Source organism: Thalassolituus maritimus (genome assembly GCF_900156675.1).
GTDB lineage: Bacteria > Pseudomonadota > Gammaproteobacteria > Pseudomonadales > Oceanobacteraceae > Thalassolituus > Thalassolituus maritimus.
Map to the genome: position 1 here is coordinate 58,533 of NZ_FTOH01000008.1, position 13,834 is coordinate 72,366.

At 54.7% G+C, this 13,834-nt stretch carries 15 protein-coding genes; 12 read left to right on the forward strand and 3 right to left on the reverse strand.

The window, feature by feature from the left end; all coding sequences use genetic code 11:
* The first annotated feature begins 12 nt into the window (after positions 1-12).
* The 8 genes from BW941_RS13150 (at position 13) to BW941_RS13185 (ending at position 8,805) form a co-directional block, all read left to right on the forward strand.
* Complete coding sequence (locus BW941_RS13150) at positions 13-1,002, forward strand: aspartate carbamoyltransferase catalytic subunit (protein WP_076516797.1); 990 nt, start codon at positions 13-15, stop codon at positions 1,000-1,002.
* Entirely contained in the window at positions 1,002-2,267 is a 1,266-nt protein-coding gene (locus BW941_RS13155) for a dihydroorotase (protein WP_076516799.1), read from the forward strand. Before BW941_RS13150 ends, BW941_RS13155 begins: the two co-directional genes overlap by 1 nt.
* A 78-nt stretch (positions 2,268-2,345) precedes the next feature.
* Positions 2,346-5,126 (forward strand): class I adenylate cyclase, encoded by a 2,781-nt coding sequence (locus BW941_RS13160; protein WP_076516801.1) that lies wholly within the window; start codon positions 2,346-2,348, stop codon positions 5,124-5,126.
* Between the two features lie 51 nt (positions 5,127-5,177).
* A complete protein-coding gene (gene lptM / locus BW941_RS13165) occupies positions 5,178-5,291 on the forward strand; it encodes an LPS translocon maturation chaperone LptM (protein WP_414716211.1) in 114 nt (37 codons plus the stop codon).
* Between the two features lie 4 nt (positions 5,292-5,295).
* On the forward strand, positions 5,296-6,546 hold the full coding sequence (gene lysA, locus BW941_RS13170; RefSeq protein ID WP_076516803.1) for a diaminopimelate decarboxylase: 1,251 nt from the start codon (positions 5,296-5,298) through the stop codon (positions 6,544-6,546).
* A gap of 26 nt (positions 6,547-6,572) precedes the next feature.
* On the forward strand, positions 6,573-7,403 hold the full coding sequence (gene dapF / locus BW941_RS13175) for a diaminopimelate epimerase (RefSeq protein WP_076516805.1): 831 nt from the start codon (positions 6,573-6,575) through the stop codon (positions 7,401-7,403).
* 20 nt (positions 7,404-7,423) lie between these two features.
* A complete protein-coding gene (locus BW941_RS13180; RefSeq protein ID WP_068442994.1) occupies positions 7,424-8,095 on the forward strand; it encodes a DUF484 family protein in 672 nt (223 codons plus the stop codon).
* A gap of 2 nt (positions 8,096-8,097) precedes the next feature.
* Entirely contained in the window at positions 8,098-8,805 is a 708-nt protein-coding gene (locus BW941_RS13185) for an HAD family hydrolase (protein WP_076516807.1), read from the forward strand.
* On the opposite strand, the gene BW941_RS13190 is transcribed toward BW941_RS13185, so the two are convergent.
* The 3 genes from BW941_RS13190 to BW941_RS13200 form a co-directional block, all read right to left on the reverse strand.
* Positions 8,753-9,442: a DUF3047 domain-containing protein gene (locus tag BW941_RS13190; protein ID WP_076516809.1), complete on the reverse strand. Its 690-nt coding sequence runs from the start codon at positions 9,440-9,442 to the stop codon at positions 8,753-8,755. The two genes, BW941_RS13185 and BW941_RS13190, sit on opposite strands and share 53 nt — an antisense overlap.
* A gap of 127 nt (positions 9,443-9,569) precedes the next feature.
* Positions 9,570-9,845 (reverse strand): hypothetical protein, encoded by a 276-nt coding sequence (locus tag BW941_RS13195; RefSeq protein WP_076516811.1) that lies wholly within the window; start codon positions 9,843-9,845, stop codon positions 9,570-9,572.
* A 244-nt stretch (positions 9,846-10,089) separates the two neighbouring features.
* Complete coding sequence (locus BW941_RS13200) at positions 10,090-10,491, reverse strand: c-type cytochrome (RefSeq protein WP_076516955.1); 402 nt, start codon at positions 10,489-10,491, stop codon at positions 10,090-10,092.
* A 232-nt stretch (positions 10,492-10,723) separates the two neighbouring features.
* Here BW941_RS13200 and BW941_RS13205 point away from each other — a divergent pair, with 232 nt between their 5' ends.
* Genes BW941_RS13205 through BW941_RS13220 form a run of 4 tightly spaced genes read left to right on the forward strand, consistent with a single transcriptional unit; the run spans position 10,724 to position 13,812 of the window.
* Entirely contained in the window at positions 10,724-10,903 is a 180-nt protein-coding gene (locus tag BW941_RS13205) for a YnbE family lipoprotein (protein WP_068440156.1), read from the forward strand.
* A gap of 14 nt (positions 10,904-10,917) precedes the next feature.
* Entirely contained in the window at positions 10,918-11,244 is a 327-nt protein-coding gene (locus tag BW941_RS13210) for a YdbL family probable chaperone protein (RefSeq protein ID WP_076516813.1), read from the forward strand.
* 31 nt (positions 11,245-11,275) lie between these two features.
* On the forward strand, positions 11,276-11,872 hold the full coding sequence (locus BW941_RS13215) for a LemA family protein (protein ID WP_068440161.1): 597 nt from the start codon (positions 11,276-11,278) through the stop codon (positions 11,870-11,872).
* Positions 11,873-11,886: 14 nt separating this feature from the next.
* Complete coding sequence (locus BW941_RS13220; protein WP_076516815.1) at positions 11,887-13,812, forward strand: M48 family metallopeptidase; 1,926 nt, start codon at positions 11,887-11,889, stop codon at positions 13,810-13,812.
* Positions 13,813-13,834: the final 22 nt, after the last annotated feature.

Sequence of the window (13,834 nt, forward strand, 5' to 3'; positions counted from 1 at the left end):
CAGGAACACCACATGACTGATCCCAACACAGTCCAGCTCACCGAAGACGGACGCCTGAAGCACTTTCTGACGACCGAAGGCCTGAGCCGCGAGCTACTTACCGAGATACTGGACACCGCCGATTCCTTTATCAGTACACAGGAACGTGCCGTAAAAACCGTTCCGTTGCTGCGCGGTAAAACCGTTGTGAACCTGTTTTTCGAAAACAGCACCCGGACCCGTTCAACGTTTGAACTCGCAGCAAAACGTCTGTCTGCCGATATCCTCAATCTCGATATCGCGCGCTCGGCGACTTCTAAGGGTGAAACTTTGATGGACACCCTCTGGAACCTCGAGGCTATGTACAGCGACATGTTCGTCGTTCGTCACTCAGACTCAGGGGCTGCGCATTTTATTGCCGAACAGGTAACGCCGAACGTCGCCATTATCAATGCCGGTGACGGGCGCCACGCGCACCCGACTCAGGCCATGCTTGATATGCTCACCATCCGCCGCCACAAAGGCGATATCGAGGGCAAAATCGTCGCCATCGTCGGTGATATTCTGCACTCACGGGTTGCCCGCTCGCAGATTCATGCGCTGCGCACATTAGGGGCCGCAGAAGTCCGGGTCATTGGCCCGGGAACACTTCTGCCTTCGGATATCGAAAGCATGGGCGCTGTTCCTTATTACGACATGAGAGCCGGCCTTGCCGACTGCGACGTTGTGATCATGCTGCGCTTGCAGAAAGAACGTATGCAAAATGCACTCCTGCCGTCAGAAGGTGAATTTTTCAAACTCTACGGTCTGACGAAAGAAAAACTGGCATTCGCCAAGCCGGATGCCATCGTGATGCACCCGGGCCCGATCAACCGAGGTGTTGAAATTGAATCCGCCGTCGCCGACGGCGACCAGTCCGTCATCCTGAATCAGGTCAGCTACGGCATTGCCGTTCGTATGGCCGTGATGGCGATGGCCATGAGCGGCCAGCAAACACCCGTGAACAGTGAGGAGCCTGCCTGATGAGATATCTGCATATTGCGAATGCGCGGGTAATCAATCCTCAGACCCAGACAGATGAGATCACCGATGTCTTTGTCGCTGATGGCCGCATCGCGACACTCGGTCGCCGACCGGATGCCGGTGAGATTGAACACACAATCGACGCCACGGGTCAGTGGCTGATCCCGGGGCTGATCGACCTGGGCGGCCATTTGCCAGAGCCCGGTTACAGCCAGAAAGGCAGCATTGCCAGCGAAACAGAAGCAGCCGCCCGCGGTGGCTTCACTCATATCTGCAGCTTACCGGACACTAAACCCGTCGCGGACACCTCCGCCGTGGTCAAACTGATTCTGGAAAAAGCCAGTAAAGCCGGTTTCAGCCGCGTACTGCCGCTGGGCGCCATGACACAAGATCTGGCCGGCGAGCAACTGGCCAGCATGTACACATTGTCAGAAGCTGGCGCTGTTGCTATGAGCAATGCCCGCCGTCCGGTCAGAAACAGCTATGTACTGCGCCGCCTGATGGAATACGCAGCGACGTACGATATTCCTCTCTTCCTCAATGCCAATGATCTCAGCCTGTCCGATGGCGGCTGCATGCACGAAGGCCCTGTGGCGACCCGCATGGGCTTGCCGGGGATACCTGAAACGGCAGAAACCATCGCCCTCGCGCAGATTCTTCTCCTGGTAGAGCAGACCGGCGTACGCGCTCATATCAGCCAGATTACCTGCCGCCGCAGTGTCAGCATGCTGCAGCAAGCACTGGAAAACGGTTTACGCGTTACCGCAGACACGCCTCTGGCCAATCTGCTCTATACCCACGAAGCAGTCACCGGCTACGATAGCCTGTACAACGTGCAGCCGCCGTTACGCAGTGAGCGGGACCGCGAGGCATTGGTGCAGGCCGTAGCACGTGGTGAACTGGCCATCAGCTCAAACCATAGTCCTCATGAAATTGCCGCTAAAAAAGCGCCGTTTTCAGATGCTGAGCCGGGCATGAGCCAGTATGACGCCTTCCTGCCGCAAGCCATGACGCTTGTCAGCCGTGAAGAGCTAACAGTCGAACAGCTTGTACGTGCTCTGTCCGCTACACCGGCCAATGTTCTCGGGCTGTCACAATCCCTGACGGAAGGGGCGGATTTTAATGCCGTCCTGTACGACCCACGAGACGAGTACACACTCACTGCATCAGAAATGGCCTCCGGAGGCCACAACCACCCCCTTCTGAACCGAACTGTCGCGGGTAAAGTCGCGCAGGTATTTCTGGAAGGCTGCCGTATCTGCTGATTCTGACAGAAACAGTAAAACGGCGAAAAACGCCGGGCCATCTATACTGAAACACACACCCACTTTGTGCAGTAAGTGATGAACCCGGCCAACTCTATTCCGGACCAGAGCACTCTGAATCGCTGGCGTCAGAACTTTCTCGACCTCAACGCTCAGAAGCTGGCGTCCGCGCGAGAACAACTCTCTCCCCGACAGCAGGCCGTGCTGGATGTTCTGCCGCTCCTGCTGCACTGCAATGGTTCCCGCTTACCCGGCTATGTCGCGCCTCACACTCCGTGCGGAATCACAGGTTACACTCCGACACTTGAGCACCATTCAGCATTGCACCAGTTTGCCCGTGGCGCTCAGATCCCCAGAGACCCCGGGCAACGCTGCATTGAAGGCGTATTCCTCATGGGTAGCCTGGGTAGTGTTGCCCAAAGCCGCAACAGCGACCTTGATGTGTGGTTATGTCACGACGAATTAATGACAGATCATCAGGTCAGCGCACTTCAGGAAAAGTGCACACGTATTGAAAAGTGGGCCGATGCACAAGGCACGGAAGTCCACTTCTTTCTGATGAACCTTAAAGACTTCCGCGACGGTCAGAGCCAGTCGGCCGACGGTGAAGACTGTGGCAGCAGCCAGCATCTGCTGTTGTTGGATGAGTTCTACCGCAGCGCCCTCTGGCTCGCAGGAAAAACCCCACGCTGGTGGTTAACGCCCGAAGCACTGGAATATCAGGCCGACAGCTACTGGGCGAAACTCACAGAAAACCATCTCATCGATGTCGCCGACTGGCTGGATGTCGGCAGCCTGCCAACCATACCCGCCGGTGAGTTCGTCGGCGCCGGGCTATGGCAACTCAATAAGGGGCTCAGCAATCCATACAAATCTCTGCTGAAACTCCTTCTGAATCGCGAATATGCCTCGGCATACCCGGACATCCGGCCTCTGGCCTGGGATTTCCGTAAACAGGTTCAGGAGGGAAACGCCGACCTCTTAAATACCGACCCCTACCTTCTTATGTTGCGCCGGCTTGAGTCTCACCTGAGCGAAGACGAGGGCGATCTGCGTGATCTCATGCGCAGGGCCTTCTACTTCAAATCAGGCGTTCAGTTGACGCGACTGGTAGGCAACCAGCGCCAACAGCGCCGGGTGAAAGCGCTTGAAGAACAGATCAAAGAATGGGGATGGACCTACACTTACCTGGACGAGCTGGACAGTCGCCAAAGCTGGCCAGCACGTAAGGTCATGAATGAGCGTAATGCACTGGTAACGCAGATGCTGAACAGCTATCGGGCGCTCGCGACCTTCTCGCAGGAACACGCACAATCCCTGCACATTAAAGAACGCGACCTCAGGGTACTCGGCAATCAACTGTTTGCTGCGTTCAGGGCCGAGCCGGGGAAGATCATCGACATCAACCCTAAAATCCGCAGCGACATGGAAGAGGAGAAACTCACCCTCAACCTCAAAGAAGGCATCTGGCAACTGATACCAGGCAGCTGGCGCCCCGGAGACGACAGCGCCGTACTGATGCAGACGCCTTCGATCATCGAAGCCCTGGTATTTGCCCGGCGTAACGGCATGCTCACCAGTCACTCCCATGTCGCACTGTATCCGGCGCATAACCCAGTGACCCAATACGAGCTCAGATCTCTGCTGCAGGACATTATGGAAATCCCCCTGCCGGGCAAAAAGAGCATCGACTTCACCAGTGACCAGACGCCTCTGCGCTGGCATTTATTCGTCAATCCGGGCGTTAATCCGCAGCAGTCACTGTCACGGCGAGGCATGCAGAAAATAAGCAACCGTGACGATGCTCTGGGCTTCAGCTCGAGTCGCGAGAACCTGGTTCAGTCGGTCGAGCTTCTCACCATCACCAGCTGGGGAGAATGGCAGATCAGTTACTACTCTGGCGCTGATACCGTACACGAGGCAATGCTGCAGGTACTCAATTTCCGCAGTAAAGCAGATACCCAGACCTGGCCAGAATGGCGTATTCACTGTCATTGCCAGGTTCGATCGGTGGCGATTCAGAAACGCCTTGAGCAATTGCTTAGCGACCTGATTGATCACCTGTCACAGACTAAACCTGCGCCTTATCTGCTCCAGACAGGGGACAGCTTTCATCTCATTGAATACCGCCGCAGAGAGGTCGTCAGTCACCACGCTGAGAATCTCAAAGCGCTGATAAAGCTCCTCGCTCGTCCGCGTCCCCGCTTCCGCCGATGGCACCTCGACCGTCATGCTTTGCCCAGCAGCCCTCTGCGTCTGATCCTGGAACAGGGCGAAGGCGACCAATGGCACGTCTGGTACTGGCGCCAGAAAGGTAAAGTTTTTCTTTATGTGATGGACCAGTACGGATCATTGCATTATCAGGAGCAAAGTGGCTCGGATATTCGTTCGACCCTGGTGCCTTTACTGAGGTTCATCCGCCGACTGAATCAACGCTGGGCTGATGAGTTGCAACAAGAGCGCTGGCCCCTGCACCTGAGCGAACTGCTGCTCGATGGCGAAACCCTGTCTTTCAGTGCGGAACGTCGCCGTATCCCCGTGGAAGCCCGTGAGCCTGCAACCATTGAAGTCAGCGCTCAATCGCACACAAAATCGGCTCTGGAAATATCCGTCAATGGCGTCACGCTGTCACAAGCCACGTCAGGCACTCAGTTATTGCAGGAGGCACGGCAAGCGATCATTGCTGCACGTGCCCACGACCATGCCCAACCTGTCTGGTTAAGCGATATAACTATCGATGACAACCGCCACCTGACCCGCCATCTGCAATTCAGGCAACGGCTGGAGCACCTGTTAAACCATCCGTCATCCGCCCCCTCTTCCCCGGCCCGCAAAGGACGCGCTCAGGCGCAGACATAGCACACCATTGCCCGTATAATGCGTGGCATTCTGTGGGAGGTAGCTATGAACCTGAAAACCATCGCCTGTGTGTCTCTGATGTTGCTGTTCGCAATTGGTATCAGTGCCTGTGGTCAGAAAGGTCCGCTCTATCTTCCAGACTCCGAACAAGAACAAGAGCAGTAAGCCCATGTCAGCATTTTTATACCAGAACGGCAGCCTGCATGCCGAAAACGTCTCTCTGACCGCACTGGCCAAAGAACACGGCACGCCCCTGTACGTCTACTCGCGCAGTGCCTTCGAACAAGCCTACCTTGCCTATACTGTTGCTCTGGGTGAGTGGCCTCATCTGGTGTGCTTCGCAGTCAAAACGAACTCTAATCTGGGTGTTCTGAACACACTGGCACGACTGGGCGCTGGTTTTGATATCGTCAGCATCGGTGAACTGGAGCGTGTTATCGCGGCAGGCGGTGATCCATCGAAAGTCGTTTTCTCCGGTGTTGGCAAGCAAGCTCATGAAATGCAGCGTGCGCTCGAAGTTGGCGTTCACTGTTTTAATGTCGAATCTGAAGCCGAACTTGAACGTCTGAGCGCCGTGGCATCAGAACTGGGAAAAACAGCACCGGTATCCCTGCGTGTGAATCCTGACGTTGATGCGCAGACCCACCCGTACATTTCTACCGGCCTGAAAGACAACAAGTTCGGTATCGATATTAATGACGCCGTACGCATTTACGAAAAAGCCGCAGGCCTGCCGGGCCTGAACGTAAAGGGCGTCGATTGCCATATCGGCAGCCAGCTCACTGAAATTGATCCATTCCTTGATGCACTCGACCGCGTCCTTGCACTGGTCGACGAACTCAGCGGGCGTGGCATCACCATCGAACACCTCGACCTCGGTGGTGGTCTCGGCGTGCGTTATCAGGATGAACAGCCTGCTACTCCGGCAGAGTACATTGCCGCGGTAAAAGAGCGTCTGGGCGATCGCACCTTCAAACTGATTTTTGAGCCGGGCCGTTCTATTGCCGCCAACGCCGGGGTCTTCCTGACTCAGGTCGAATTCCTGAAGCTCAACGAGCACAAGAACTTCGCCATCATCGACGGCGCAATGAACGACCTGATCCGACCTGCCCTCTACAGCGCATGGCAGGCTATTGTTCCGGTATCCGAAACCTCTGCTGAGCCAGAACGTACATACGACCTCGTCGGCCCTGTCTGCGAAACCGGAGATTTCCTCGGTAAAGATCGCCCATTGAAAATTGCTGCCGGAGACCTGCTCGCGGTAATGTCGGCAGGTGCTTACGGGTTTGTCATGGCATCAAACTACAACAGCCGTGGCCGTGCCGCTGAGATTATGGTCGACGGTGATAAGGCGTTTGTCGTCCGTGAACGCGAAACCGTCGCGTCATTGTTTGCTGGCGAAAGCTGCTTACCCGATTAATATCAAACCGGATAAAGAGACAGTATATGTGGCTCAAATTCAGCAAGATGCATGGTATCGGTAACGACTTCGTTGTCGTTGACCTGATTACGCAGAGTGCGAACATTCGCCCGGAGCGTGTTGCCGAACTGTCGGACCGTAACTTTGGTATCGGCTTCGACCAGCTGCTGGTCGTTGAAAAGCCAACCCGTCCGGATGTCGATTTTCAATACCGGATTTTCAATGCCGACGGCAGTGAGGTCGAAAACTGTGGCAACGGAGCACGTTGTTTTGCCCGTTTCGTATACGACCAGAACCTGACAGGCAAGCGCGATATTCGTGTTGAGACAGCCAGCGGCATCATGGAGCTGCACCTGACCGACGACCGACAGGTCATGGTCGATATGGGTAAACCTGAGCTGACCCCGGAGAAAATCCCGTTTATTGCCGATGGTTTTGCTACAGAGTACACCATTGATGTGCCTGACGTCGGTATTATCAACCTGGGTGCAGTCTCTATGGGTAACCCACATGCCGTGATCCGCGTCGACGACGTCGATACCGCTCCGGTCGAAACCTGGGGCCCGGCGGTGGAGTCATGTAAAGAATTCCCGAACCGCGTCAATGTCGGTTTTATGCAGATTGTGAATCCGCATCATATTCGCCTGCGGGTGTTCGAACGCGGCTCAGGTGAAACCCTGGCGTGTGGTACCGGCGCCTGCGCCGCGGTAGTTTCAGGCCAGCTTCGCGGCTGGTTAAATCAGGGCGTCAAAGTCAGCCTGCCGGGCGGTGATCTGTTCATCGACTGGGACGGCGAAGGCGCAGTGAAAATGACAGGCCCGGCTGAACGGGTGTTCGAAGGTAAAGTAAACCTCTGACCTCTAAGGAACAGACAGACATGAGCCAGACCCCGCGACTGACCGAAGCCGACGTAATCGCATACATGGAAGACCATCCCGACTTCTTTATCGGGAAGGACGACCTGCTCGCAGGCATGCGGATTCCACACAACAGCGGTCCGGCTACCAGCCTTGTTGAACGTCAGCTTGCCGTGCACCGTGAACGCAACGTTGAGCTGAGACAGCGCCTGTCTGACCTGCTTGAAAACGCGCGCCGCAACGACCAGCTGTTCGAAAAGAGCAAACGGCTGGTACTGGCTCTGGTCGAGGCCACGACCTGGGTAGACGTTCAGGCTGCTCTGGATGACTCTCTGCGTAAAGATTTTTCGGTCGATGCCTGGGCCATGCTGCACTTTACTGAGCGTCAGCTTGAGCCACCGTTGATTGCGATTCACAGCAGTGAAGTACAACGCTCAGTGCACCGCCTGTTTAAAGGGCACAGAGCCATTTGCGGACAACTGCCGGAAGCCGATATTGCTCAACTTCTGGGCGTCGATGAATCCGCCTGCCGCTCCGTCGCTGCAGCGCACATCCGCGGCAAAGACAACCTCGGCATACTGACGGTCGCCAGTGAAGATCCGGGTTATTATCGTAGCTCTGTGGACACCCTGTTCCTCGACTTCATTGCCGACGTGTTGGCGCTGCGACTACCGCAGATTCCGGTCAGCTGAGCATGACCTTTGGGCTCATCACTTTCGACCTGGACCACACACTCTGGGACCCGACCAATGCACTGATCGCAGCAGAACGCGCAATGTTCAACTGGATCAGTGAGCACTCTCCAGTGACCGCTGAATTTTATCCGCCGGAAAAATTTCACGCCTACAAGAAAGATCTGGCGGCAGCCTACCCTGAGCTGACAGGCAAAGTGTCCGAATTTCGTTTTCAATTACTGCGCCGTATCTTCCTGCAGTCTGGCCACGACTCTGATAGCGCCCGACGCATGGCACAGGATGCCTTTGCAGCCTTCTATCAGGCGCGCAGCACCGACTTAATACTGTTTGAAAGTGTTGCTGAAGTAATGGCAGAGCTGAAAGCGTCCTACCCTCTGATTGCTCTGACGAACGGCAATGCTGATCTGGATATCGCAGGACATTCACATCTCTTTGATCGTCACCTGAAAGCCGATGACTACGAAGCCAAACCATCACCGGATATGTTCGAGGCTGCACTTGAGCACGCAGGTGTTGAGTCTCAACAGGCACTGCACATTGGTGATCACCCGGAGCAGGACGTCGCGGCAGCTCAGGCGGTAGGTATGAAAACTCTCTGGTTTAATGATAAGCAGGCTGACTGGCCATTAGCGGATTGTCAGCCCGATGGAGAATTCAGTCACTGGTCGCAACTGGTTCAAGCGATAAAGGCTCTGGAAGGTAGTTGACCGTCAGTTCACTGATGTAACCTCCACTGCGGACCTTGCGCCCATCCGGCTCGCCTATGCCTGCTTCAATGCGGGTGACTGATATATCCTCAGGTACATCCTCAGCCAACCTGCCGAGATCCTGCTTCAGATCACGCTCGACAGAATACCAGCGACGCGGCGCTTGCTGAGCACCGCTGACTACCCAGACGTATTCATTCTCTTCGATCATTTCACGATGTGTCGTGCGCTCAGCCGGGTTCCACACATAATGCAGGCGATAGGTCTGATCGGCTTCTGTGCTCGAGAAGTCCACTGTCACGCGCATCAGCGCCGCACTTGTTTCTTCATCAAACTTATCCAGTGACCACTGCCAGCTTAGCTGGGGCCTCGCCCCTTCACTGACAAATGGACGACTTAACAGAGCACGCCCCATCCGGCTTTCCAGACGCACGATTTCACCCTGGATAACATCATAGTGAGGTTCGATAGAGCAATGGCGGCAGTCTTTGTTCCAATCGTCGATGGATTTTGCGGAAAGCAGTACATCAGCAGACGTGGTGTTGCTGTATAGCCACAGAGCGGCGAATACGAACAGGGCCAGTGCAGCGGGTAATGCGTGTAAACGGCGGCGGTATTTTCTGGAATGACTGGTCATGTTTCTGCATCCTTGCGAATCAACTTGCCAGCCTATTTTAGCACTTGCTCAGAAAACGACCAGTCACATAGAAAGAATTATCCGTTCTATGCGACTGGTATGGCAAGCTCCTAGCAAACGAGCCGATTCAGATGGGACGGCTACCGTAGTTGGTCTGAGGCTTGCGTGGAGGATCTCCCATAACGTCGGCTGCGACTTCCTGAATGCGGCCGCCACGAGCCAGAAAGGCTTCCACATCTGACGCCATAGCCTCACGGAGCGCTTCGCGAGCAGCCTGAGAGCCATACTCAATATCATCATCTGAGGCGGCGGCCTCTTTTGTTCCGGTTTCCTGCTCGCCAGATTCCTCGTGCGAATCCTGTTCGTTAAACTCATCTTCGTGCAGATCGTCATCATGTGCCATAAGACATCCCTCTTTAGCGGTGTTCATTTGTTGGGAATACTTATAGACAAGACAGGCGTGGCTTCCAGCAACGCTAACCATTGGTAACAAAAAAAAACATCAAAGCCAGATTTCAGTCACTGCCAGAGAATCCTGATTGTAATATTCCCGACGAACAGGCTTTCAGCAATCACATAGTCTGGTGGAAACTTCAGGCATAAAAAAACCCGCCGAAGCGGGTTTCTCTTGAGACAGACTACGACGATTAACGTCCAGCCATGTACTTGATCGCGTTCAGGATTTCATCATCAGAACACGTTGCACAGTTGCCCTTAGGAGGCATCGCGTTAATACCGTTGATGGCATTGTGCAGAGTCTCCTCCAATCCTTTCGCCAGGCGGTCATCCCAAGCGGCCTTATCGCCTTTCTTAGGTGCACCCAGTACACCGGCACCGTGACAGGCGGTACAGGCAGTGTTGTAAACTTCTTCACCCGTGCGAGGCTCACCAGCAACCACTGCAACGCCACCACACTCAGCGCCTACACACACTTCACCGACCGGAGCGATACGCTCGCGGATTTTCTCAATCTGAGCGTCGCTCTCGGCGTATGCCTGAGCCATGACCAGAGTGGCGGCCGCCAGAATCAATGCTTTCAGTTGCTTCACGAAGATGTCCTCATCCAGTGCCAATCAGGCTTGTCATATTTTTAGTGCACGCATTATAGCTACAAATTGTCCGGGTTTGAACGACTGGACATGATTCAACGCAAGTATTCTGCCTCTGTACCTCCTGAACACCCTCGTTTTTCGTGATTCTTATACCAAACCTTACGTCAGCCCGTTCCCACATCATGCCCCGTGAGATAGAGTAAGCCTGAGACAGGTAAGGACTCTGATCATGAAAAACCCTCTATTGATTCTGCTTTTGCTGGCGCCTCTGACGGCCTGCACGCTCAAGGTTGCGGCCCCGGAAAAGCCGATCACCATAAATCTCAACGTCAAGATTGAGCACGAAGTCCGGGTAAAGGTCGAAAAGGACCTCGAGCAACTGTTTGAATCCGAAGACGATCTGTTCTGAACAAGGAGAAGACGATGAAACTCAGCACAATTACAACCTTCGTCGCCGGCCTGTTGTTCAGTGTTGCTGCACTGGCCCTGGAACTGGACGATGCAAAAAACATGGGCCTTGTCGGTGAACAACCTAATGGTTACCTTGGCCTCGTCAGTGCCAGCAGTCCTGAAGCAGCCGCCCTGGTCGTCGATATCAACGCCAAGCGTAAAGCCCGCTATCAGGAAATCGCGAACAAGCAGAACACGCAACTGGTCAACATTGAGCGAATCGCCGGTGAAAAACTGATTGAAAAGGCTCAGGGCGACGGCGAATTTTACATGGACGGTTCAGGTCAGTGGCAGCGATAACGCTCTGATCCGAACACACGGAGAACGGACAATGACAACAACAGGCATCATTCTGCTGGCAGTAATCGCCGGGCTTATTCTTTTACTGGTCAGTGTGTACAACAAGCTGGTCGCACTGAAAAACCGCTTTCAGAACAGCTTCGCTCAGATCGATGTGCAACTTAAGCGTCGCTACGATCTGATTCCTAACCTGGTTGAAACTGCAAAAGAGTATATCCGTCACGAAAGGGATACTCTGGAAGCTGTAATCAGCGCTCGCAACGAAGCCGCCGCCGGCCTCAAAGCGATTGGTGGTAATCCTGCGAACAGTGGTGGCATGGCTCAGTTAATGGGGGCTGAAGGCGCACTGGCTGGCGCACTCGGCCGCCTGAATGTCGTGATGGAAGCATACCCAGAGCTGAAGGCAAACGAGAATATGATGCAGCTCACCGAAGAACTGAGCAGTACCGAAAACCGCATTGCCTTCGCCCGTCAGGCGTATAACGACTCGGTAATGGACTACAACACGTATCGCCAGAGTTTCCCTGCTATCGTACTGGCCGGCGCTTTCGGACACAGAGAAGACGCCACCCTGCTGGAATTTGAAAATCGCGAAGTTCTCGAAGACGCACCCAAGATCAGCTTCTGAGACCCGCGTAACGTATGAACTTCTTTCGCCATCAGGAAGAGGCGCGCCGTAACACCGGGCGCCTCATTCTGTTATTCAGCCTCGCCGTCATTGCCGTTGTCCTGACAGTTAACCTGCTGTTTATTGCCGGTATTCACTTCGCAACCTATTCATCAACCGAGGGCTCACGGGCGTTTGAGATTTATGATGGCGAGCATTGGGCTGTCGTCAGCTTTACGACGATGGCCGTGATCCTGATTTCGAGCTTTTTCAGGCAGCTATCGCTCAGCAAAGGAAGTGATGTGGCAGATTCTCTGGGTGCCACACTTCTGGACCCCGGCAGTCGCGAAGCAGATGAAAGGCGACTCCTGAATGTCGTTGAAGAAATGGCCATTGCCTCGGGCATGCCCGTCCCGGATGTATACGTCATGGAAGACTCCGGCATCAACGCCTTTGCCGCAGGCTACCAGCCCAGCGATGCCGTTATTGGTGTCACACGAGGCGCAATATCGGCACTGACACGCGATCAGCTTCAGGGGGTTATCGCCCACGAATTCAGTCATATTTTCAACGGCGATATGCGTATGAATATGCGCCTCACCGGCATCATCTATGGCATCGTATTTATCGGTGAGATCGGCCGTATGATTGTCCGCGGCTCACACAACCGCGGTTTTACGACACGTCGCACAGACCCACGGGCTGCCGCCTTCGGGTTTGCACTGATGGCGATTGGCTACGGCGGCGAATTTTTCGGCCGCATGATCAAGTCAGCGGTCAGTCGCCAGCGTGAGTTTCTTGCGGATGCATCCGCTGTGCAATTTACCCGTAACCCTGATGGTATCAGTGGCGCTCTCAAAGTCATCGGTTATGGCGCGGGTTCCCGCGTTGGTTCACCGTCGGCGCTGGAGGTATCGCACTTCTTTTTTGGTCCGGTCATGCGCTTTCGCCGCGCCATGTTTGCAACGCACCCACCGCTGGATGAACGTATTCAGAAAATTCAGCCGGGCTGGGACGGGCATTATCTGCAGCCACGAATGCAGCATATCGAAGTTCGGGACTTTGCCTACAACGACAGCGATGCCATCAGCGGCTTCTCTGCAGGACAGGGCGAGGCACCTGAAAACGTCGATAGTTCAGATACTGCAGTGGCTCACGCTGATACAGGATATGAAGCGATACCTTACGAAGCACGCGGTGAGGAATTCCTCAGAAGTGAAATCGCGATCATTAACGCGATGTCTGCAGAGGCTCTGGTGTTTGCGTTGCTGATGAGTGGCTCGACCGAAGAGACGGCGCGTGAGCAGCAGAATATGATTCAGCAAAGGCATGGCAGCGACACCTTCCGCGAAGCCCTGCGCTACCTGAATGAAGCCAGACGCTCAGACAAAGAAGTGCGCCTTGAACTGGTCGAGCGGGCAATGCCGGCACTGCGTCGTATGTCCCTCAGGCAGTACCGCACGATGAATCAGACCCTGGTCAGCATGATTCAGCTGGATAATAAGATCGACCTGTTCGAGTGGTGTCTGTACCGACTGATTCTGCAATACCTCGGACGCCACTTCGGCACCCTCCCGGCTTTCCGTCAGAAGCGTAAGTCTGCCCACGCACTCGCCGATGATATTGCTGTTGTACTCGCGTACGTTGCCCATGCCGGAACGAAAAATTATCAGGCTGCGGTGCTTGCGTTCGAAGCGGGAATTACATCAGAACAATTACTGATGCGGGACTGCAACCCGGAACACGCGCCGCACAAAAGCCTGAAACCGCTTAATAAAGCATTGAGTGCTCTGATCGCAAGCGCACCGGAAGTTCGGGAGCGGGTCATGCGCGCCATTTCAGTGTGTGTGCATCACGACGGCAAAATCACGATGGAAGAGCGCGATATGATCCGCACCCTGGGCGCTATTCTGGAAACTCCGCTCGGTATGTTCGAGAACCCGGCTGAGTTGATCGACTGAGCTGATGTACTCAAGTCAGACA

What these genes read in the sequence shown, in the direction of transcription:
- BW941_RS13150 (WP_076516797.1), top strand. Translation starts at nt 13, where the DNA reads ATGACTGATCCCAACACAGTCCAGCTCACCGAAGACGGACGCCTGAAG.
- BW941_RS13155 (WP_076516799.1), top strand. Translation starts at nt 1,002, where the DNA reads ATGAGATATCTGCATATTGCGAATGCGCGGGTAATCAATCCTCAGACC.
- BW941_RS13160 (WP_076516801.1), top strand. Translation starts at nt 2,346, where the DNA reads ATGAACCCGGCCAACTCTATTCCGGACCAGAGCACTCTGAATCGCTGG.
- lysA (WP_076516803.1), top strand. Translation starts at nt 5,296, where the DNA reads ATGTCAGCATTTTTATACCAGAACGGCAGCCTGCATGCCGAAAACGTC.
- dapF (WP_076516805.1), top strand. Translation starts at nt 6,573, where the DNA reads ATGTGGCTCAAATTCAGCAAGATGCATGGTATCGGTAACGACTTCGTT.
- BW941_RS13180 (WP_068442994.1), top strand. Translation starts at nt 7,424, where the DNA reads ATGAGCCAGACCCCGCGACTGACCGAAGCCGACGTAATCGCATACATG.
- BW941_RS13185 (WP_076516807.1), top strand. Translation starts at nt 8,098, where the DNA reads ATGACCTTTGGGCTCATCACTTTCGACCTGGACCACACACTCTGGGAC.
- BW941_RS13190 (WP_076516809.1), bottom strand. Translation starts at nt 9,442, where the DNA reads ATGACCAGTCATTCCAGAAAATACCGCCGCCGTTTACACGCATTACCC.
- BW941_RS13195 (WP_076516811.1), bottom strand. Translation starts at nt 9,845, where the DNA reads ATGGCACATGATGACGATCTGCACGAAGATGAGTTTAACGAACAGGAT.
- BW941_RS13205 (WP_068440156.1), top strand. Translation starts at nt 10,724, where the DNA reads ATGAAAAACCCTCTATTGATTCTGCTTTTGCTGGCGCCTCTGACGGCC.
- BW941_RS13210 (WP_076516813.1), top strand. Translation starts at nt 10,918, where the DNA reads ATGAAACTCAGCACAATTACAACCTTCGTCGCCGGCCTGTTGTTCAGT.
- BW941_RS13215 (WP_068440161.1), top strand. Translation starts at nt 11,276, where the DNA reads ATGACAACAACAGGCATCATTCTGCTGGCAGTAATCGCCGGGCTTATT.
- BW941_RS13220 (WP_076516815.1), top strand. Translation starts at nt 11,887, where the DNA reads ATGAACTTCTTTCGCCATCAGGAAGAGGCGCGCCGTAACACCGGGCGC.